We start from the raw sequence: 17,767 nt of genomic DNA, 5'->3' as shown, positions 1-17,767 counted from the left end.
GAAGATGTGATGACCACCCAAGTTGAGAGCGCGCGGATCATGACTCAGGCCGAAGTCGCGGCGGTTCTGCGCATTCCAGAGAGCACTCTGCAGGATCTAGCTCGTCGGGGTCACAAGTCGATCCCGAGGGCCTGGAAGGTTGGCCGTGCCTGGCGCTGGCTCGCTGAGGACGTTGACGCCTTCGTGCAGTCGCGCGGACAGAAGAGTGCCGCATGAGCGTCAAGAAGCGCGTTTACACCGAGACGACATCTGATGGTCGGGCCAGGACCCGGACGGTCTGGCGTGCTCGCGTGTGGACCTATCCGCCGCACGGTCCTCGCCGTGAGATCGAGGAGGAGTTCGATTCGAAGGCGGCTGCGGAGACGTGGGAGAGGAAGCAGCGGGATCGGTCTCGGGGACGCAACCTCGACCTCGAGCGGACGACGCTGGCCGACTCTGGTCTGTGGGAGCGGGCTGAACCTGTTCTCCGTCGCCGTCTCGCGCCGAAGACCTTCAGCTATTACAAGGACGGCTGGAAGCTTCGTGTGCTCCCGACGTTCGGCAAGTCGAAGGTGGGTTCGATCTCAGTTGGAGATGTGGAGCGGGCACAAGCCGCCTGGACGCGTGAGAGCAGCATTCACACCGCGCGGCAGGCTCGCTACGCCCTGTCCGCAGTGCTCCGCGTCGCGGTCCGTGACGGGTTGCTTCCGTCTAACCCGGCTCGCTCTGCGGAGTCATCGAAGGCTGAGAAGCAGCGCCGGCACGAGAGGAAGGTCGGAATGACTCTGACCCCGCGGCAGCTGCGGCTCCTGGTCGAGACCATCAGGGCGATGGAGGGAGGGGGACGCTACGCGGTGATGGTGGATCTGATGGGGTCCGCTGGTCTCCGCTATGGCGAGACAGCTGCACTGCAGGTAGGAGATCTCGACTTCGGTCGCGGTGTGCTCGTTGTGCAGCGCAGTGTCTCGGAGATGAAGAAGGAGGACGGCGAGGACCTGGCACCTGGGTACCGGCGCGAGGGCAATCTCGTGTGGGGTCCTCCGAAGGGTGGCCGGTCTCGTCTGGTGCCTATCCCCCAGCACCTGGCCGCCGAGCTGATGGACCTCGCCCGTGATCAGCGCCGCGATGCGCAGGTGTTTCGTTCGGAGCGGACTCAGTACGTGATTCGTGGCAACGTGTTGAAGAAGCGGACGGACTGGAAGAAGCTCGTTGCTGGCCTCGGCTTCGCCGACTTCCGCATCCATGACCTGCGGGCGACGGCGGCGACCAACTTCTTGAGCGCTAACGTTCCTTCGCATGTCGTTCGCGACATCCTGGGGCATACGGACCTTCGGGTGACCAACGGTTACGCCCGACCCCACGATGATGCGCTGACCCTTGCTGCGGCCGCTCTGACCGCGTACTCGGAGCGGGGATAACGATGGTGTGGCGGGGAGAGTGGCGGGGAGCGGCTGCCGAGTGTGGGGAAAGGAGAACCGCCCCGTCCCAGCGTTTCGGCTGGTCAAGGGCGGCTTTCGCGTTCTGCGCGCCTGTAGGGATTCGAACCCCAAACCTTCTGATCCGTAGTCAGATGCTCTATCCGTTGAGCTACAGGCGCAGTGTTACCGAAGCAACGTGTAGAAGATTAGCGGATAATGGTCCGTGACCAGAAATCGCCACGTGTGAGAGGATCTGGCGCCAGCCACAGCATCGGGGAGGTGGAGCGTGAGCAAGCGTCAACCCACGCCGTCCGGCGAGGAGAAGAACGTGACCGACGGGGGCCGCACGCCGAAGACGCGTGCAACACTCGAAGCTAAGGGCATCGAGCTCTTCGAACTCATCGCAGATCGGGGCGGGATCCCGACATCCGACGAGCGGATCAGCAGCGGCGGGGCGTACGCAGACGCGCTGGAGGTGTTGTCTGAGCTCGGACTCGTGCGCAAGGCGGGCGAAGACGCATCCAGTTGGGTCCCGGTCGACCCGGCGACCGTTCAGGCACAGATCGTTGCGCCGATGACCCAGGAGGGCATCCGTCTGCTCCAGGAGTCAGCCGAATGGGCCAACAACTTCACAGCCCTGCGGAGCGCGTGGCGGCGTTCGGCCCCCGACGACGAACGCGGCCCGTTCACCTATGTGCATCGCCCCGCGATCCAGCCGTTTGTCGATTCGCTGGCCGCAGAGTGCGAGTTCGAAGCGCTCACTGCGCAACCCCAGAACCGACGGGCGGGCGGCACGGTCATGGAAGAGGTGATCGCCAAGGAGCAAGCCATGATCAGGCGCGGCGTCAAGATGCGCACGCTCTACCAGCACGCCGCCCGGCGCAGCAGTGAGACGCGGGAGTACGTCACGGCTGTCACAGCCGCGGGCGGCGAGGTCCGCACACTCGATGAATTCTTCAATCGGATCCTGATCTTCGATCGCCGGATCGCGATCATCCCCAGCCCGGACGGCGTCGACGTCGCAGTCGCAGTCCGCGAACCGTCCGTGGTCGCCTACCTGGTCGACGTCTTCGAGCGAGCCTGGGAGCGCGGACGGCCGTTCGGCCACGGCGACCCGTCCACCCTCAGGGACATCGCGAAGGAGCAGCGGTCGATGACCCTTCGCATGCTGATCGAAGGTCATTCCGATCCTGCCGCGTCCAAACGCCTCGGCGTCAGTCCTCGAACGTACGCTGGCTACGTCGCCGATCTCAAAGACGAATACGAGGTCGACACCCGATTCCAACTCGGCTACGAGATCGGCCGCAGCGGCTCCGAGGTCGACGACACCTAGATCCGCCGAGATGCCGGGCGCTCACGCCCGGCACAAGGTGCTCAGCCCCAGGAGATGTCCCGCGACTGAACGGACTGTGAGGCCTGAGCAGTGTCCGCCGAGCGGTCACCGAAACCCCAGCTGATGTCGGCCTGAGCCGGCCCTGCGGGGAACAGCGTGACCGCAACCGTCGCCGCCGAGGCCAGCGCGAGAGCCGCAGCAGTGCGTACGAGCTTCATGTTCTTCCCTTCCTGATCTCGAGGCCGAACAGGTGCCGAGAGGCCTACGGGATGATTATTGTGCAGGTTGGGTTCTTTCGGGTAACCCATGTTCCGGCGTGCGGACTTTCGCAGTGCGCAAAGATGCAGGTCAGAACGGAGTTTGACCCCCTCACAAAGGGGGCCAAACTCGCTGAAACTGGCGGAGGCGGAGGGATTTGAACCCTCGATGGGGTTTAAGCCCCAAACTCGATTAGCAGTCGAGCGCCATAGACCGGACTAGGCGACGCCTCCATACCGCGCGATCAGGCTAGCAACACCTGAGCGCCTGGGACCAATCAGGAGGGGTCGGTCTGGCCTGAGGTCGTGTCGAGGGGCTTGATCGTGGCCTTCAGATAGCCCTGAATCTCGCGCACGAACTGCTCCCGATCGATGCCGATGATGGTCACAGGGATGGTGGTCGCGCCGCCCTTCTTGAGCCGCAGCTCCAGGCACGGCGAGCCGGCGGGCATCGTGGTCACCGCCTCCTGGATGTCGGCCCAGCGAGCCTCGCGCACCCCGGCACCGCGCACGAACGCGACTCGGTAGCCCTGGGCGCTGGCGCGCAGGACGTACGCCTTGTTGCGGAGCCACCAACCGAACCCGATCACTGCGGCGATGCCGAGGACCAGCGGAAGGAAGAGCCACGCGAAGTCGATCCGAGCCGCGATCACGACAGCCGTGCCGGCGAAGACCAGCAGCGCCAGGCCGACCACGGCGGTGCCGAGGAGGCGGGCCTGCACGGTGGGAGCAAGCCGGTAGTAGGTGAGCTCAACAGATGACACGCCCCCATTGTCGCCGACACGCGGCTCGAGAGCCGCATCGGCTTGCCCCTTGACGTGACCTAGGTCACAATCTCTTCATGACAGGTGTGCTTCCCAATATGTCGGATGCTCTTCGGGCCCTGGATACCGCGATCGCCGCTCCCCGCCCTGGTGCCAACGTCGGCCTATGGCGCTGGTCGGTGCGTCAGCGCCTCGCAGGCGTGCGCGAGGCGCTGATGGTCCTCGACACCGGCCAGGAGTGGCGTGCCCTCAGCGACGTCAACGCGCTCCGCGACCGGGGCACCATACTGAGCCGGCTCGCCGTCCTCGCCGACGACGTGCTCGACCGCACCGACATCGAGGATCTTCTCCTCGAGCTGCGGCGGTTGATGATCGATGTCGATCGGCACATGCAGGAGGTCTAGCTCAGCCAACTTTCGCTGGCGCTTGGCAGAGGGGGCGGGATTCGAACCCGCGGTAGGTCTCCCTACGACCGCTTTCAAGGCGGTTCCGATCGGCCACTCCGGCACCCCTCCATGCGCCCGTGGGCGCGGGAACTGAGTCTAGTAGCCCTGAGCCTCAGGCGCTCAACTCGACGAGAATGTCGCCCTCCTGGACGACATCTCCGGTGGCGACCTTGACCGCCACCACGGTGCCCGCTGCCTCGGCGAGGACCGGGATCTCCATCTTCATCGACTCCAGGAGCATGACGGTGTCCCCAGCGGCAACCCTGTCTCCAGGCTGCACTCCGACGCTCATGACGTTCGCGACCATCTCGGCAGCGATCGTGGTGGGGGTTTTGCGGTTCATAGCCCGAACCTATGGGTTACCCGAAGGTAGACCCAGCCAGGAGGCGCCTCAGAGCAGCGCGTGGGTGCGGCCTGGCTCCGGCCGCACGGCGCTGGCCTCGTCGGCCTCACGCGCCGCCCTGCGGCCGCCGCCGGCCTGCGTCGAGCCAGTGAGAGCGAGGTCGATGCGGATGATGATGAAGGCGATCGCCAGACCGATGATGATGCTGTAGACGATCGAGAGCGCAGCCTCGGCGAGCCCGACGTCGGGGTTGAGGAAGGTGCTGGCGACCGGCGCGGTGAGCGTGACACCGAAGAGGCAGACCCACCAGCCCTGACGGCGACGAGCACGCATGTGGGTGCCCCAGACCAGCGCAGGGACCCCGAAGAGCGCCTGGATCGGGTGTGGGTAGCCACCGAGGTGGATGCGGCACCAGCGCTGAATGTCGTCGACCGAGTCGATCAGGTCGGTGCTGCCGTAGCGGCGCAGCATCTCGGCGTAGATCAGGGTGAGCGCGAGCATCAGGCCGCCGATACCGACGACGATCGCGCCGCGCCGGCCGAGACCGTGCAGGCCGGCACCGAGGCGGTAGACCGCGAAGAAGGCGATCGCGAGCGAGCAGGCGAGCGTTGCGTACTCGAATCGGGAGACCGTCACGACCGGCTGGAAGCCGAGCGCGGCGAAGCTTCCGAGCGCGGCGATGCCGACGGCGATGAAGGCCTCTCGGACCGTCTTCGGGAAGCGACGCGACGGGACCGTGCTCATCACCGCGAGGACCGCTGCGACCGATGCGACCAGAACCGCCGCCCCCGTACGCAGCGCCTCGTTGTCCACGAGCACCACGACGAGCCCGGCGACCCCGGCCAACGAGCCGAAGATCAGCGGCCGGCCGCCGGTGCGGTGGGCCAACGCGAAGGTGAAGGCGGTGCCGACGACGGCTGCGCCGAGGCCACCGAGGATCTGCGGACCCAGGTCGAAGGCGCTGACCGCGAGGCCGAGCAGGCCGACGGCGAGCGCGGCCAGCCAGATCGCCCGGACGGTGCCGGCGGTCAGGCTCTCGATGATGCCGAGGCCGGCGCGGGCGGCGCCGGCTCCGGGGACTCGCGGCTGGGCGAGGAACGAGGTCACCTTGGCCGCCGCGGCGGGGCGTCCGGCCGACTCCGGCTCGTAGGGAGCAGCCGGACCGCGGACCGGCTCGAGGTGGCCGGACTGGTAGGGATCGGACTGGTAAGGGTCAGCCTGGTAGGGGTCAGCCGGGTAGGCGGGCTGCTGAACGTGGGACGGCGTGTGCGGCGCCTGCGCCAGACCGGCCATCCCGACATAGGTCCCCGTGGTCGAGTACGCCGGCATCTGCCGTGCGCTCGGCGGGGGCGCGGTCGGCCCGCTCAGCGCGGGCTCCGGCTCGGTGCGGAACCCGGGCGCCGGGTAGCCGCCATAGGGGTCCTCCTCCGGCGCCGTCCGCGCAGCACGCTTGCCGGTGTAGCCGTTCGGCTCGTCCGGCTGCTCCTCCTCGGCGCGCCCGGCGATCCGTCGGCCACCACCCGTGGGCGGACCCTCCGAGGACGGCTGACGCTCGTCGTACCACGTCTCGTCGGTCCAGCTGTTCGCGCTCCAGCTCTGCCCGTTGCTCTGCGTATCGAAGGGCTGACCGGTGCCCTGGCTGGGCTCCTGATAACCGGACCAGTCGTCCTCCGCCCACTGGTCATACGCCAGCGCCTCACTCGAGGTGGGCTCGACATATGCGGGTGTGGGCTCGCTGCGACCGGCTGCACGACGGCCACGCTTGCTCTTGTCAGCGCGACGGCGGGGGGCTCGGTCCATAACAGGCGAGGATACCGGGGAAGGGGTGAACCTAACGAGTCATCGATATCCGTTTACCGCTGTGACGGGGACTTGTTGACGAGGGTCACATTCTGCGGTTGACCAGGGACGGGTTGGTCCGTCGAGCCTCGTCCAGAACGGCCCGATCGATCGTCGCGGAGATGATCTCGTCGCTGTCCCCGGCCTCGACCAGCACGTCCCCGAGCGGGTCGACGACCATCGAGTGTCCGCAGTAGCGCGGCGCCGACTGAGCCGCGGCCGCGATGAAGACGGTGTTCTCGATCGCGCGTGCTCGCACGAGGGTGCGCCAGTGATCGACCTTACGCGGTCCGGCCACCCACGCCGCCGGCAGCACGATCAGCTCGGCGCCCTGCTCGACCAGCCCCCGGGCGAGCTCGGGAAAGCGCAGGTCGTAGCAGGTCATCAGGCCGGTCGGCACCCCGCCGACATCGACCACCACCGGCTCGGTCGCACCCGCGACCAGCGCGTCGGACTCCTTGTAGCCGAAGGAATCGTAGAGATGGATCTTCCGGTACGCCGCCTCCGCCCCGCCCCGCACGAGCAACGTGTTGAACGGCCTGCCGTCGGGATCGCCGCTGGTCTCGAGCATCCCGGCCACGATGGTGCTCCCGCGCTTCTCCGCCACCCGGGACAGCTCGGTCCCGAAGGGCCCGCCAGGTTCCTCGGCGTACGGGCTCAGGTCGGACCCCGGCTTCCCGAAGTCGCGCGCGAAGACCTCCGGGAAGACGACCAGGTCGCTGCCCTCCGGGGCGAGCTCGTCGAGGAGCGCCCGATTGGCGTCGGGCTCGAGGCCCGAGGCGTGCTGCACGAGACTGATCCGGAGGCTGTTCCAGGTGGTCATATCTCCAGACTAGAGTCGGCCGCGTGAACGAGCGCCAGCGAGTGAGCCGTCGAATCATCACGTCGCCGCATCCGTATTCTGGCGCTTCCGCAACGGAGGTGGCGGCGTGACTGGTTGGGACGAATGGGAGCCGTACGCAGCGGTGCTGCTCGCCGGAGGACGTAGCTCTCGCCTCGACGGGGTCGACAAGTCCGGGATCGAGCTCGGTGGACGGACGATGCTGGCCTGGGCGCTGGACGCCGTCGTCGACGCAACCGAGGTCGTCGTCGTGGGCGACCCGGTGAGGACCGAGCGTCCGGTGACCTTCGTCCGCGAGGATCCCCGGTTCGGCGGCCCGGTCGCCGCCCTGCTGACCGGCGTCGACGCGCTCCTGGCCCCGCGGGCGTACGTCGGGGTGGTTGCCGTCGACATGCCCTTCCTGCGACCGCGGACGCTGTCGCGGCTGCGGCAGGCGGCATTCGGTCACGACGGCGCGGTGCTCACCGGCCCCGACGGGCGCCGGCAGCTGGCGCTGGTGCTCTCCGCCGCACGGCTCACCGAGGTCCGCCCGGACCACGAGGGGCAGCACGGGATGTCGCTGCGCAGGCTACTGACCGATCTGAAGCTGGTCGAGGTCCCGTCCGAGGGCGACGAGCACCGCGACATCGACACCTGGACCGACCTGAAGTCGCTCTGAGGGATCGCCGCGGCGCCACGCGAGCTGTAACACGCTGTTACACCGTCTATCCGGTCGTTATAACGACCGGATAGACCTACGAACGACGTGTTACACGTCGTCGGCGCACAGCTCGCCACTCCCCGCAGCCCCCTAGGCTGGGTGGCATGCGAGCCGTCGTAGCCGAGCAGCCAGGAGGGCCCGAGGTCCTCACCGTCACCGACCGCCCCGACCCGGAGCCCGCACCTGGCGAGGTCGTGATCGACGTCGCCGCCGCGGGACTCAACCGGGCGGACCTGCTCCAGCGGCAGGGCTTCTACCCGCCACCGAAGGGCGCGAGCGACATCATCGGGATGGAGTGCAGCGGCGTCGTCTCCGCGGTCGGTGAAGGCGTCGAGGAGTGGCAGGAGGGCGACGAGGTGTGCGCGCTCCTGGCCGGTGGCGGCTATGCGACGAAGGTGGCGGTCCCGGCCGGTCAGGTGATGCCGGTGCCCGAGGGCGTCGACCTGGTCACCGCCGCAGCCCTCCCCGAGGTCGCCACCACCGTGTGGTCCAACGTGTTCATGGTCGGCGGCCTGACCCCTGACGAGACGTTCTTGGTCCACGGTGGCGCCGGCGGGATCGGCACGATGGCGATCCAGCTCGCCAGCCGGCTCGGCGCCCGGGTGATCACCACGGTCGGCTCGGCGGAGAAGGCCGAGCTCGTCAAGACTCTCGGCGCCGAGGCGGCCATCAACTACAAGGACCAGGACTTCGTCGAGGTCGCCAAGGTCTACGGCGGCGCCGACGTCATCCTCGACAACATGGGCGCGAAGTACCTCGCCCGGAACATCGACGCCCTCAACCCCGAAGGCCGGCTGGTCATCATCGGCATGCAGGGCGGCAGCAAGGCGGAGCTCGACATCAGCGCCCTGCTCCGCAAGCGGGGCGCGGTGATCGCCACCAACCTTCGCGGGCGCCCGGTCGAGCAGAAGGAGACGATCTGCGAAGAGGTCGTCGCGCACGTCTGGCCGATGATCGAGGCCGGTGACGTGAAGGCGGTCGTGCAGGACGTACTTCCGCTGGAGGATGCGGCCGAGGCCCACCGGCTCATGGAATCCGGCACGCACACCGGCAAGATCCTGCTGGCTACGGCCGGCTAGGTAGGGTTGAGCGCATGACGCAGGAGCAGACCGGGGAAGTCGTGGTCATCGGCCCGGACGGGCAGCCGATCTCGGTGCCCGCCCACGTACTCAAGGACGCCACCACGCAGGAGGCCCCCGAGGACGAAGAGCGCGACGTGACCGACCTCGTGGAGCAGCCCGCGAAGGTGATGCGGATCGGATCGATGATCCGCCAGCTGCTCGAAGAGGTGAAGGCCGCCCCGCTCGACGAGGCCTCCCGCAACCGGCTCCGCGAGATCCACCGAGCGTCGATAAAGGAGCTCGAGTCCGGCCTCGCGCCGGAGCTGGTCGAGGAGCTGGAGCGGCTCTCGCTGCCCTTCACCGAGGAGCAGACCCCGTCCGATGGCGAGCTCCGAATCGCGCAGGCGCAGCTGGTCGGCTGGCTCGAGGGCCTCTTCCACGGCATCCAGACCGCGATCTACGCTCAGCAGGTCGCAGCCCGCGCCCAGTTCGAGCAGATCCGCAAGGGTCTGCCGCCGGGCGTGACCCTCTCCGCCGAGGGCCATCCCACCCCCGGCCAGGGCGGACCCCAGCAGCCGGGCGCCCAGAACGACCACGGCGACGCCTCCGGCGGGCTCTACCTCTAGGCGAGGGCGCGGATGTTCACCGAGTTACCTCGGTCAGCATTCACGGCAGCGGCCCACCAGCCAGCGCGACAACCACCCCGACCGCGGCAGCGAGCAGCAGCGTGAGCACCACGCCGCGCTTCAGCAGCAGCAGGAGTACGCCGGCCGCGGCGAGCACCACCCACTGCCACCACTCGCTCGTCGCCAGTGCCAGCGGGACCGCCGATCCGAGGATCGCACCGATCGCCGCCGGCCCGGCGCCGTCGAGGAACGCGCGGGCGAACGGTGAGGAACGCAGCGCCTCGAACTGCCGCCCGCCGGCGATGACCATCGCGAACGACGGCCCGAAGGCGATGACTGCGGCACCCAGCGCCCCGAGGAGACCGGCGGCCGCGAACCCGACGACCGCGACCGTGTGGACGACCGGGCCCGGGGTGATCTGCCCGAGCGCGACCGCGTTGAGGAACTCGGCGTCGCTCATCCAGCCGTAGCGCCCGACCGCGTCGGACTGCATCAGCGGGATGATCACGAACCCGCCGCCGTACGACAGCGCACCGACCTTGAAGGCCGTCCACGCCAGCGGCGCCGCCACCGCGGCGGCGAGTCCGCCCTGGACCAGGAACGGCACGGTGAGGACGGACTGGAAGGAGTTCGTACGCCACGGCCTCCGCATCGCCACCTCGACGAGTCCGGCACCGACGAGCACGAGGACGACCCATGCCCCGGTGGTCGCGGCGGCGACAGTCCCGACGACGGCGTAGAGGATCCACCGCGGACGCGACGGGGTCCGCTCGTAGGAGGACGGCACGAGCGCCCAGCCCGCCTGGACCGCCACGGCAGCGACCGCCGCACCGGCCCCCGCGCCCGCGCCCAGCACCCACGCGGGCGGGTCACCGAGGAAGAGGGCCGCCAACGCGAGGATCAGCACCAGCCCCGGGAGGATGAACGCGAGTCCCCCGACCAGCGCACCGCGCGCGCCTCCGACCCGCCAGGCCGTGAAGATCGCCAGCTGCGTCGAAGAGGGCCCGGGGAGCAGGTTGCAGGTCGCGATCGCGTCCTCGAACTCCTCCGGCTCCACCCATCCGCGGCGCTCGACGACGGTCTCACGCAGCAACCGGATGTGGGCGGGCGGACCGCCGAACCCGATGACGCCGATGCGCCCCCACTCCCGAGTGATCTCCACCAGCGACGTGGTCATGACGCGCAGCGTACGGGCTCGAAGTGATGTTTCTCAGATGTGGATATTCCGTAACTTCAAAGTGGCAAATAGTCGCGTCATGCCGACCCCGCACCCCCGTCTCTCTCACGTGAAGGCCGCCGGACCCGGACGGCCAGCGCCGTTCGCCGAGAAGAGGAAGAACCAATGGCTACCACCACGATCACCGCACGTCACCGCAGTGACCTGACCGCCGTCGAGTCGATCCGCAACAACGTCCTCGACGCCGTCCGCAGCATCCGCAAGAACGACCCGTCCGAGCACAAGCACCGCGGTGGGATGCCGCCGGCCGTCGGCAACACGATGTTCGGCGTCGCCGCCGTGGCTGCCGTCGGCATCGTCGCGCTCGGGGCCGTTCGCTGACCATGCGCAACCATCGTCGGTCCGTCGCCCACAGCCTGAGGCTGTGGCTGGACGCCCTGCGCCGACCGAGGGGGCGGCACAGGGCGCGGCCGGGAGGCCGCTCCACGGACTGAGTGTCGTCGCACGTGCCGATCGGGGGGTCCGCACTCGAAGCGACGACACACACCAGAGATCTCGTCATACCGGGGGGCCTTACGACCAGATCTCGCAAGAACTGCAGCCGACCATCCTGGGGGGGATGGTCGGCTGTGGTGTTGCTGGAGGTCGAGCCCTCAGGCCGGCACCGTCGACTCCTCCACGCGTCCGCCGTCTGCCGCCTCGACAGGATCAGCCGCTCCGGAGGCGGCCGCGGCGCGGCGTACGTCGGCGTCCTTCCACAGGTCGAGGAGCGCCGCCGGCCAGATCGTCTCGTCGGTCGTGGCGAGCTCCGTGCGTGTCCACCAGCGGTGGCCGGCCATCGTGAGCAGCTCCTCCTCGGTGTGGCCGGCGGTGGAGACCTCGAACTCGGGCACCCAGCACGCGTAGAAGACGTCCTGCTGGTCGATGACCACGTCGCTGTAGCCGTGCACGACGGTGCGCCGCATCGTCGGCCCGAGCAGGTCGGCCTCGGTGATCCGCAGGCCGGTCTCCTCCTCGACCTCGCGCACGGCAGCGACCACTTCGCTCTCACCGTCGTCGATGCCGCCGCCGGGAGTGATCCACCAGCCCACCCCCGGGGCCCCCGGGTCCGAGTCGGCGAAGAGCAGGATCCGGTCGCGATCGTCGATCAGGAGCACGCGAGCCGTGCTGCGGCTACGACGGGGCCGCTCTCCGGGCGCGACCGGGACGAAGGTGCGTGGGGAGACTTCCTCGGAACCCATGTCCCCATCCTCACCCACGTGGTGCGTACATGATCACGCCCATCCCGGCCAGGCACAGTGCCGCACCGGCGATGTCCCAACGGTCCGGCCGGAAGCCGTCCATCGCCATCCCCCAGGCGATCGAGCCGACGACGAAGACCCCGCCGTACGCAGCCAGGATCCGCCCGAAGTGAGCATCGGGCTGCAGCGTGGCGACGACTCCGTAGAGGCCGAGCGCGATGAACCCAGCGCCCACCCAGAGCCAGCCGCGGTGCTCCCGCAGCCCCTGCCAGACCAGCCAGGCGCCACCGATCTCGGCGACCGCGGCCAGGGCGAAGAGCAGGAGCGAGCGGAGGATCAAAAGCCCTCGCCGATCAGGTGGGCGCCGCCCAGCGGGTCGTTGTTCCAGGAGATCGTCGTCCAACCCTCGTCCGGGCCGCCCTCGACGACCGCGAGGCCGGTGTTGCGGATCCGGTTGTCGTCGCCGAAGGCGGGCGACTGCGTGGTGCGCAGCCCCGTCCACATCCGGATCGCGGCGCCGTGCGAGACGATCGCGACCGTGTCGTCGGGCTCGTGCTGCTTGGCCACAGCCTGCACCGCGGCGTCGTAGCGTGCCAGGAACTCGTGGCCCGCCTCGCCGCCCGGGACCGGGGTCTCGAGAGCGCCGCCGATCCAGTCGGCGAGCGCCTCGAGATAGGCCGTCACCGACTCCTTGTCGGTGGCCATCTCCAGGTGTCCGGCGTTGATCTCCTCGAAGCCCTCCTGCACCACGACCGGAAGCCCGGTCCGGGCGGCGAGCGGCTCGGCGGTCAGCTGCGTACGGACCAGGCGCGAGGCGTACAGCCCCGCGATCCTCTCCCCCGCGAGCGCGTCAGGCACCGCTGCGGCCTGCGAGAGGCCGAGCTCGGTCAACCCCGCGCCCGGGAAGGCAGTGTCGAGCGCCCCCGAGACGTTGCTCGGGGTCTGGCCGTGTCTGATCAGCAGAAGTCTCATATGCCGGTAAGGGTACGGGACCTGCCGTGCCGAGAGCGACGGACTAATCTGAATCCGGACGAACCAATTCCGGGAGCCGCACGATGGGACACGACGAGAGCCCGACAGCTCGGGCACTGCTCACCCTCGAGCTGCTGCAGTCCTCCCCCGGCATCACCGCCGAACGGCTGGGCGAGCGGCTGCGGGTCACCGAGCGCGCCGCCCGCCGCTACGTCGCCATCCTGCGAGAGGCCGGGATTCCGGTCGAGTCCGAGCGCGGCCCATATGGCGGCTACCGCCTCGGCCGCGGGATGCGTACGCCGCTCATCTTCACCACCGCGGAGGCCCTCGGTCTGGCGATGGCCCTGCTCGACGGCCATCACGACATCGCCGACGCCACCGGCCCCGTCGGCAGCGCCGTCGGCAAGATCGGACGGGTGCTGCCGGAGTCGCTGTCGCAGACGGTGGCCGCGGTGCGGCGTACGATCTCGGCCGTCCCCGACCAGAGCGCCGCCACCCCTGACCCGGACATCACCACCAGCCTGGTCCAGGCCTGCGACTCCCGGCGGCGGACCACCATCACCTACACGACCGAGAACGGCAACGAGCGCAAGATGGTCGTCGACCCGTGGGCAGTCGTCGTTCGCCACGCCCGCTGGTACCTGCTCTGCTGGTCACACACCGCAGACGCGCGCCGGGTGCTCCGGGTCGACCGGATGGCCGCGGTCGACATCGAGGAGACCACCTTCGTACGCCCTGAGATCGATCCCGTCACCGAGGTCGAGGAACACCTCGGCGAGGGCTGGGCCTACTCGGTCGAGGTCGTCTTCGAGGCGCCGTTCGCGCAGGTCGACCGCTACCTCCCCCGCGTCCTGGGCCGCCTCGAGCCCATCGACGACGGGCACTGCCGTCTCATCGGGAGCACCAACAGCCCGGACTGGTACGCCCAGGAGCTCGCCCGTCGCGCCGTCCCGTTCCGGGTTGTCGAGGGCGACGAGGTACGCCGCTGCGTGGCCGCTCTGGGTCAGCGACTCCTCGACGCCGCCGAACACTGACCCTCCCGCTGGTCGAGCCGCGAGGCCGCCTGCTCGCTGGCGCTCGCGGCTCGACCAGCGGCGTCAGAGGAGCTTTGCCGGCAGGTGGGAGTAGCCGCGGAGGATGCGGGTGGGGTGGCGCTCGCGGTCGCCGACGAGCTCGAGGTCGGGGAACCGCTCGAAGAGGAGCCGGAGCCCGATCTCGCCCTCCATCCGGGCCAGCGCTGCGCCGAGGCAGAAGTGGCGGCCGCTGGAGAAGGAGAGGTGGTCGCGGGCGTTCTCCCGGGTGACGTCGAAGGTGTGCGGGTCGGTGAAGACGGCCGGATCGCGGTTGGCGGCGGCCAGCACCGTGTTGATGATCGTGCCGCGCGGGATCTCCTGGCCGGCGATGGTCGAGTTCCGCCGAGCGACCCGGCCGGTGAGCAGCACGGGCGGGTCGAGCCGCAGGATCTCGTCGGACGCGTTCGCCCACAGGTCGGGCCGGGCCTCGAGCACCTCGAGCTGCGAGGGGTTGTCGTGGAGCAGCGCGATGCCGTTGCCGATCAGGTTCACGGTGGTCTCGAAGCCGGCCGCGAAGACCAGGCCGGCGACGGCCCGCAGCTCCTTGTCGCTGAGCCGGTCGCCGTCGTCGCGGAGCGCGACGAGCTGGCTGAGCAGGTCGTCGCCGGGGTGGTCGGCGAGATATGCCAGATGGCCGCGCAGCCAGGTGTCGAACTCCTCCAGCGACGTCTCCATCTCCCGGAACGTCCGCCAGCCCAGCCCGATGTCGAGGCTGAGCGCCGCGCCCTTGCCGAGCTCCAGCATCCGCTCGCGCAGCTCGACAGGCACACCCAGCACCTCGGAGATCACCGTGATCGGCAGCAGCCCGCAGTAGCGGGTGACGAGGTCGACGCTGGCACCCGAGGCCGCTTCCCTCTCCAGGTCGTCGAGCAGCTCCTGGGCGATCTCCTCGGTGCGGGTCCGCAGCCGCTCGACCGCTCGCACGGTGAAGACGCGGGTGACCAGCTTGCGGTAGCGGGTGTGCTCCGGCGGCTCGGTCGCGAGCAGCGACGGCGGCTGGAGCGGAGCGAACACGTCGCTGGCCGACCAGGTCGCCGCTCGCGCCAGCAGACCGGTCCCCGACTCGTCGGGCGCGAAGAACCCGGTGACGAAGTCGTTGCTGGTCAGCACCTCTTTGATGACCTCGTGATCGACCGCGAGATGGCTGAAGCCGCCTTGGTAGAGCGGCCCACGCGCACGGAACTCCTCGAACAGGTCGACCAGGTCGAAGGTGTGCGACCCGGGCCCGCTCAGGATCAGGTCGCCCTGCAGGTCACCCTTCCTGGCAGACCGAACGATGGCGGTACGCGGCAACCCGTGCCCCAGCGCCCAGCGCACCCCCTGCTTGGCGGTGCGCTCCACCGGCCCGAGCGTCCAGCCCAGCGTCCGTCCGGCAATCGAGCGAGCGCCGACGGGCGGCGTGATCTTGAGCGGCATGCGAGACCTCCGAGGCACAGGAACACGTTTCATGCAGCGTACGCCGGGGCCGAAGGCCGCCACATCCGACCGTGGTAGCAAATCCGGCCGTCGCCGGGCGGTGGGGCGGTGGTCAGCGCTTGATGAACTCGCGATCGCCCTTGGGCCAGGAGTGCGTGTAGCCGGTGACCTTCGCGGCACCGTCGACCCGGACGCTCCATTCGGCGTGGCCCGAGGCGACCGGCTTGACCACGACGAGCTGGTTGGGCTCGGTGATCGTGACCGTACGCGTGAACCGCTCCGGCTCGCCCCACGGATCCATCGCGATCCTGGCCGTCACCGGCAGCCTGCTGGTGTCGATCCGAAGACCGATGGCCTCGGTCATCGCGATCGCCTCCACCGACAGCTTCCTGGTGGGCGCGGGCTCAGCCTTCGGCTTCTTGGTCGGCGTGGGGGTCGGTTTCGGTGTTGGTTTCGGGGTCGGTTCGACATTGCCCGAGGACGGCGGCGCGCTCGGCGAGGTCGCCTCCGACGGCGGCTCGATGACCTCGTCGCTGGCACCGGCGGTGGGCGCCGACTGCTCGCTCTGCGGCTCCTTGTCGGACGAGCCGGCGTCGGAGCCGGTCACGACACCGCGTACGACCTCGTAGACCAGGATCAGCAGGAGCACGGCGGCGATGACCAGCACCACCCGACCACGACGGGTCATCCGAGACCGCCGGTACGGGCCCGGTTCCATGTGGTGCAACGGCACCAACGGCCCGGACGACTTCCTGGAGACCGGTTCAGCGACGGACTCCGCCTCCGGGCCGGACTCCGGCTCAGGCATCGGCTCAGGGATCAGTACGGGGGCCGGCGGCGGCCCTGTCGGCGGCGCCGGCGGGGGCGGGGGCGGCTCGGATTCCGGCTCCGGGTCGGGCTCAGGCTCAGGTTCCGGCTCCACCGGCTCGGGCTCCACCGGCTCGGGCTCCGGCTCGGCAACAGGCGCCGGCACCGCCAGGACCGGCGGCACGTACGGCTCCTCCACCTCGGGCTCCGGCTCCTCCACCGGCTCGGCGACCCCTTGGACGACCGTCGGCGCAGAGGCAGGGAGCCAGGCCGCCCCGGGAGCCTGTCCCGGCGAGGCGTACGTCCCGAAGACCTCGAGCGTCTCGACGTCGGTGACCTGACCGTCGGGATGGACGAGCATCCGGACCCGAGCGTCATCGTCGGTGGCGACGACCTCGACGGGCTTGCGGCTCGGGCCGGCGAGCTGCTCGCGCACGGCACGTATGCCTGCCTGATGCGGATCCTCCCCCCACGGACGATCCACCACCAAGCCGTTGAGCGTCGTCACACCGCGGTTGACGGAGAGGATGGCTGTCTGCTTCCGGGCCATCAGAGGCCTCCGGAAGGGTCGTTGCACACGTGTGGGGGTCCTTGTGGTGGGGGAAGCGAGCAAGGGCTCGGAAAGTGTGTCGGTCAAGCCTCATCGGGGCAACTCACACGCGCCGCCCGTGCCCACCATTTACTGTGCTGCCAGACTGGTTGGGACCGTGTCAGGCGACCTCGAGGACCTTGTCCTCCCGGAAATCGTCGAGCATGTCCACGGCGACCTCGTTCGCAGCAATGATCTTGTCTTCGCTGACACCGCAGATCCGCAGGCACGAGGACGCGATAGCCCATGCCTCCGGGCACGAGATCCGCCGGACCGGGTCCTCGGTGCGCATGTTGATGACACCCTCGACCTGCTGGATGAGCATGTTGCCCAGCTGCTTGAGACCGATCGTCGACAGCACCGTCTCCGTGGCCACCCTGCTGGCGAGATCGGCGTAAGCCTCAACCAGCTTGTCGTGCTCCTCGCGGAAGTCGACGTAGACCTCTTCTTTGGTCACGTCCGGCAGCAGATAGAGCATGCCGACGTTGTGCGGCACGTCCGCAAGCGTGCGTACATCGACGAGAACAAGCAGATAGAGGGCTGTCTCGACGTTCAGAGGTGGCACCTGGTTGAGGATCTTCTCGACCTTGTCCGTGGTCGGACGAACCGTCGTGCGGAGCAGCTCGACAAGGATCTCGTCCTTGCCGGCAAAGTGGTAGTAGAGAGAAGCCTGGCGGATGCCGACATGGTCGGCGATCTCGCGGGTGGAGGTCGCTGCGAAACCCTGCGACACGAAGAGTTTCGCAGCGGCTTCGAGGATCTGCTCACGTGGTGAGGCGGTGCCCGAATCGGGCACATGCCTGGGGCGGCCGGGCCGAGAACGCCTAGTTGTCATGTACGCCATCTAAGCGGCCTCCCGAGTTTCGGGGAAGATTCGAAAGAGTC

The 17,767-nt window shown here is 68.9% G+C and carries 21 protein-coding genes and 3 tRNA genes; 9 read left to right on the top strand and 15 right to left on the bottom strand.

Annotation, left to right across the window (positions count from 1 at the left end):
• The first annotated feature begins 9 nt into the window (after positions 1-9).
• Both H5T77_RS25610 and H5T77_RS00765 read left to right on the top strand, forming a co-directional pair.
• Positions 10-216 carry a helix-turn-helix transcriptional regulator gene (locus H5T77_RS25610; protein ID WP_366816601.1) on the top strand — a complete coding sequence of 69 codons (207 nt, stop codon included), beginning with the start codon at positions 10-12 and terminating at the stop codon, positions 214-216.
• Complete coding sequence (locus H5T77_RS00765) at positions 213-1,397, top strand: tyrosine-type recombinase/integrase (RefSeq protein ID WP_292643957.1); 1,185 nt, start codon at positions 213-215, stop codon at positions 1,395-1,397. Before H5T77_RS25610 ends, H5T77_RS00765 begins: the two co-directional genes overlap by 4 nt.
• A gap of 106 nt (positions 1,398-1,503) precedes the next feature.
• Here the strand turns inward: H5T77_RS00765 and H5T77_RS00760 are convergent.
• A tRNA-Arg gene (locus tag H5T77_RS00760) sits at positions 1,504-1,576 on the bottom strand.
• A gap of 107 nt (positions 1,577-1,683) precedes the next feature.
• Here H5T77_RS00760 and H5T77_RS00755 point away from each other — a divergent pair.
• Complete coding sequence (locus H5T77_RS00755; protein WP_292643956.1) at positions 1,684-2,730, top strand: TrmB family transcriptional regulator; 1,047 nt, start codon at positions 1,684-1,686, stop codon at positions 2,728-2,730.
• 41 nt (positions 2,731-2,771) lie between these two features.
• Here H5T77_RS00755 and H5T77_RS00750 read toward each other — a convergent pair whose 3' ends face one another.
• The 3 genes from H5T77_RS00750 to H5T77_RS00740 form a co-directional block, all read right to left on the bottom strand.
• Positions 2,772-2,948: a hypothetical protein gene (locus H5T77_RS00750; protein ID WP_292643954.1), complete on the bottom strand. Its 177-nt coding sequence runs from the start codon at positions 2,946-2,948 to the stop codon at positions 2,772-2,774.
• Positions 2,949-3,127: 179 nt separating this feature from the next.
• Positions 3,128-3,221, bottom strand: a tRNA-Ser gene (locus H5T77_RS00745).
• Positions 3,222-3,265: 44 nt separating this feature from the next.
• Entirely contained in the window at positions 3,266-3,751 is a 486-nt protein-coding gene (locus tag H5T77_RS00740; protein ID WP_292643952.1) for a hypothetical protein, read from the bottom strand.
• Positions 3,752-3,828: 77 nt separating this feature from the next.
• On the opposite strand from H5T77_RS00740, the gene H5T77_RS00735 reads away from it, so the two are divergent.
• Complete coding sequence (locus H5T77_RS00735) at positions 3,829-4,155, top strand: hypothetical protein (protein WP_292643950.1); 327 nt, start codon at positions 3,829-3,831, stop codon at positions 4,153-4,155.
• A 23-nt stretch (positions 4,156-4,178) separates the two neighbouring features.
• Here the strand turns inward: H5T77_RS00735 and H5T77_RS00730 are convergent.
• From H5T77_RS00730 to H5T77_RS00715, 4 genes are all read right to left on the bottom strand, one after another.
• Positions 4,179-4,266: transfer RNA gene (locus H5T77_RS00730), tRNA-Ser, on the bottom strand.
• Between the two features lie 43 nt (positions 4,267-4,309).
• Entirely contained in the window at positions 4,310-4,540 is a 231-nt protein-coding gene (locus H5T77_RS00725; RefSeq protein ID WP_292643948.1) for a biotin/lipoyl-binding carrier protein, read from the bottom strand.
• 48 nt (positions 4,541-4,588) lie between these two features.
• Positions 4,589-6,340, bottom strand: a complete 1,752-nt coding sequence (locus H5T77_RS00720; RefSeq protein WP_292643946.1) for a hypothetical protein — start codon at positions 6,338-6,340, stop codon at positions 4,589-4,591.
• An 85-nt stretch (positions 6,341-6,425) separates the two neighbouring features.
• Entirely contained in the window at positions 6,426-7,202 is a 777-nt protein-coding gene (locus H5T77_RS00715; RefSeq protein ID WP_292643944.1) for a carbon-nitrogen hydrolase family protein, read from the bottom strand.
• A gap of 106 nt (positions 7,203-7,308) precedes the next feature.
• Here H5T77_RS00715 and mobA point away from each other — a divergent pair, with 106 nt between their 5' ends.
• The 3 genes from mobA (at position 7,309) to H5T77_RS00700 (ending at position 9,607) form a co-directional block, all read left to right on the top strand.
• On the top strand, positions 7,309-7,878 hold the full coding sequence (gene mobA / locus H5T77_RS00710; protein WP_292643942.1) for a molybdenum cofactor guanylyltransferase: 570 nt from the start codon (positions 7,309-7,311) through the stop codon (positions 7,876-7,878).
• Between the two features lie 146 nt (positions 7,879-8,024).
• Complete coding sequence (locus H5T77_RS00705) at positions 8,025-8,999, top strand: NAD(P)H-quinone oxidoreductase (protein ID WP_292643940.1); 975 nt, start codon at positions 8,025-8,027, stop codon at positions 8,997-8,999.
• A gap of 14 nt (positions 9,000-9,013) precedes the next feature.
• Entirely contained in the window at positions 9,014-9,607 is a 594-nt protein-coding gene (locus H5T77_RS00700; protein ID WP_292643938.1) for a bacterial proteasome activator family protein, read from the top strand.
• Positions 9,608-9,647: 40 nt separating this feature from the next.
• On the opposite strand, the gene chrA is transcribed toward H5T77_RS00700, so the two are convergent.
• Positions 9,648-10,784, bottom strand: coding sequence for a chromate efflux transporter (gene chrA / locus H5T77_RS00695; protein ID WP_292643936.1), 1,137 nt, complete (start codon positions 10,782-10,784; stop codon positions 9,648-9,650).
• Between the two features lie 165 nt (positions 10,785-10,949).
• Here chrA and H5T77_RS00690 point away from each other — a divergent pair, with 165 nt between their 5' ends.
• Entirely contained in the window at positions 10,950-11,165 is a 216-nt protein-coding gene (locus H5T77_RS00690) for a hypothetical protein (RefSeq protein WP_292643935.1), read from the top strand.
• Positions 11,166-11,437: 272 nt separating this feature from the next.
• Here H5T77_RS00690 and H5T77_RS00685 read toward each other — a convergent pair whose 3' ends face one another.
• From H5T77_RS00685 to H5T77_RS00675, 3 genes are read right to left on the bottom strand one after another with little or no spacing between them, the layout of a single operon-like run.
• The gene (locus H5T77_RS00685) at positions 11,438-12,025 is read right to left on the bottom strand and encodes an NUDIX hydrolase (protein WP_292643933.1); all 588 of its coding nucleotides are present in this window, start codon (positions 12,023-12,025) and stop codon (positions 11,438-11,440) included.
• A gap of 10 nt (positions 12,026-12,035) precedes the next feature.
• Positions 12,036-12,365 (bottom strand): YnfA family protein, encoded by a 330-nt coding sequence (locus H5T77_RS00680; protein ID WP_292643931.1) that lies wholly within the window; start codon positions 12,363-12,365, stop codon positions 12,036-12,038.
• Positions 12,362-12,997, bottom strand: a complete 636-nt coding sequence (locus H5T77_RS00675; RefSeq protein WP_292643929.1) for a histidine phosphatase family protein — start codon at positions 12,995-12,997, stop codon at positions 12,362-12,364. Before H5T77_RS00675 ends, H5T77_RS00680 begins: the two co-directional genes overlap by 4 nt.
• 83 nt (positions 12,998-13,080) lie before the next feature.
• On the opposite strand from H5T77_RS00675, the gene H5T77_RS00670 reads away from it, so the two are divergent.
• A complete protein-coding gene (locus H5T77_RS00670) occupies positions 13,081-14,031 on the top strand; it encodes a helix-turn-helix transcriptional regulator (protein WP_292643928.1) in 951 nt (316 codons plus the stop codon).
• Positions 14,032-14,094: 63 nt separating this feature from the next.
• On the opposite strand, the gene H5T77_RS00665 is transcribed toward H5T77_RS00670, so the two are convergent.
• From H5T77_RS00665 to H5T77_RS00655, 3 genes are all read right to left on the bottom strand, one after another.
• Complete coding sequence (locus H5T77_RS00665; RefSeq protein ID WP_292643926.1) at positions 14,095-15,486, bottom strand: cytochrome P450; 1,392 nt, start codon at positions 15,484-15,486, stop codon at positions 14,095-14,097.
• A gap of 112 nt (positions 15,487-15,598) precedes the next feature.
• Positions 15,599-16,843, bottom strand: a complete 1,245-nt coding sequence (locus H5T77_RS00660; protein ID WP_292643924.1) for a hypothetical protein — start codon at positions 16,841-16,843, stop codon at positions 15,599-15,601.
• Positions 16,844-17,003: 160 nt separating this feature from the next.
• Entirely contained in the window at positions 17,004-17,717 is a 714-nt protein-coding gene (locus tag H5T77_RS00655) for a TetR/AcrR family transcriptional regulator (RefSeq protein WP_366816600.1), read from the bottom strand.
• Positions 17,718-17,767: the final 50 nt, after the last annotated feature.

Origin of the sequence: Nocardioides sp., from assembly GCF_014360585.1 — a bacterium.
Taxonomy (GTDB): Bacteria; Actinomycetota; Actinomycetes; order Propionibacteriales; family Nocardioidaceae; genus Nocardioides.
The sequence above is the reverse complement of the archived record's forward strand: the minus strand, read 5'-3'. Positions and strand labels throughout refer to the sequence as shown.

Excerpts from the sequence above, each read along its gene's own strand:
- H5T77_RS25610 (WP_366816601.1), top strand. The coding sequence starts at position 10 with ATGACCACCCAAGTTGAGAGCGCGCGGATCATGACTCAGGCCGAAGTC.
- H5T77_RS00765 (WP_292643957.1), top strand. The coding sequence starts at position 213 with ATGAGCGTCAAGAAGCGCGTTTACACCGAGACGACATCTGATGGTCGG.
- H5T77_RS00750 (WP_292643954.1), bottom strand. The coding sequence starts at position 2,948 with ATGAAGCTCGTACGCACTGCTGCGGCTCTCGCGCTGGCCTCGGCGGCG.
- H5T77_RS00735 (WP_292643950.1), top strand. The coding sequence starts at position 3,829 with ATGACAGGTGTGCTTCCCAATATGTCGGATGCTCTTCGGGCCCTGGAT.
- H5T77_RS00725 (WP_292643948.1), bottom strand. The coding sequence starts at position 4,540 with ATGAACCGCAAAACCCCCACCACGATCGCTGCCGAGATGGTCGCGAAC.
- H5T77_RS00720 (WP_292643946.1), bottom strand. The coding sequence starts at position 6,340 with ATGGACCGAGCCCCCCGCCGTCGCGCTGACAAGAGCAAGCGTGGCCGT.
- H5T77_RS00715 (WP_292643944.1), bottom strand. The coding sequence starts at position 7,202 with ATGACCACCTGGAACAGCCTCCGGATCAGTCTCGTGCAGCACGCCTCG.
- H5T77_RS00705 (WP_292643940.1), top strand. The coding sequence starts at position 8,025 with ATGCGAGCCGTCGTAGCCGAGCAGCCAGGAGGGCCCGAGGTCCTCACC.
- H5T77_RS00700 (WP_292643938.1), top strand. The coding sequence starts at position 9,014 with ATGACGCAGGAGCAGACCGGGGAAGTCGTGGTCATCGGCCCGGACGGG.
- chrA (WP_292643936.1), bottom strand. The coding sequence starts at position 10,784 with ATGACCACGTCGCTGGTGGAGATCACTCGGGAGTGGGGGCGCATCGGC.
- H5T77_RS00690 (WP_292643935.1), top strand. The coding sequence starts at position 10,950 with ATGGCTACCACCACGATCACCGCACGTCACCGCAGTGACCTGACCGCC.
- H5T77_RS00685 (WP_292643933.1), bottom strand. The coding sequence starts at position 12,025 with ATGGGTTCCGAGGAAGTCTCCCCACGCACCTTCGTCCCGGTCGCGCCC.
- H5T77_RS00675 (WP_292643929.1), bottom strand. The coding sequence starts at position 12,997 with ATGAGACTTCTGCTGATCAGACACGGCCAGACCCCGAGCAACGTCTCG.
- H5T77_RS00670 (WP_292643928.1), top strand. The coding sequence starts at position 13,081 with ATGGGACACGACGAGAGCCCGACAGCTCGGGCACTGCTCACCCTCGAG.
- H5T77_RS00665 (WP_292643926.1), bottom strand. The coding sequence starts at position 15,486 with ATGCCGCTCAAGATCACGCCGCCCGTCGGCGCTCGCTCGATTGCCGGA.
- H5T77_RS00660 (WP_292643924.1), bottom strand. The coding sequence starts at position 16,843 with ATGGCCCGGAAGCAGACAGCCATCCTCTCCGTCAACCGCGGTGTGACG.
- H5T77_RS00655 (WP_366816600.1), bottom strand. The coding sequence starts at position 17,717 with ATGACAACTAGGCGTTCTCGGCCCGGCCGCCCCAGGCATGTGCCCGAT.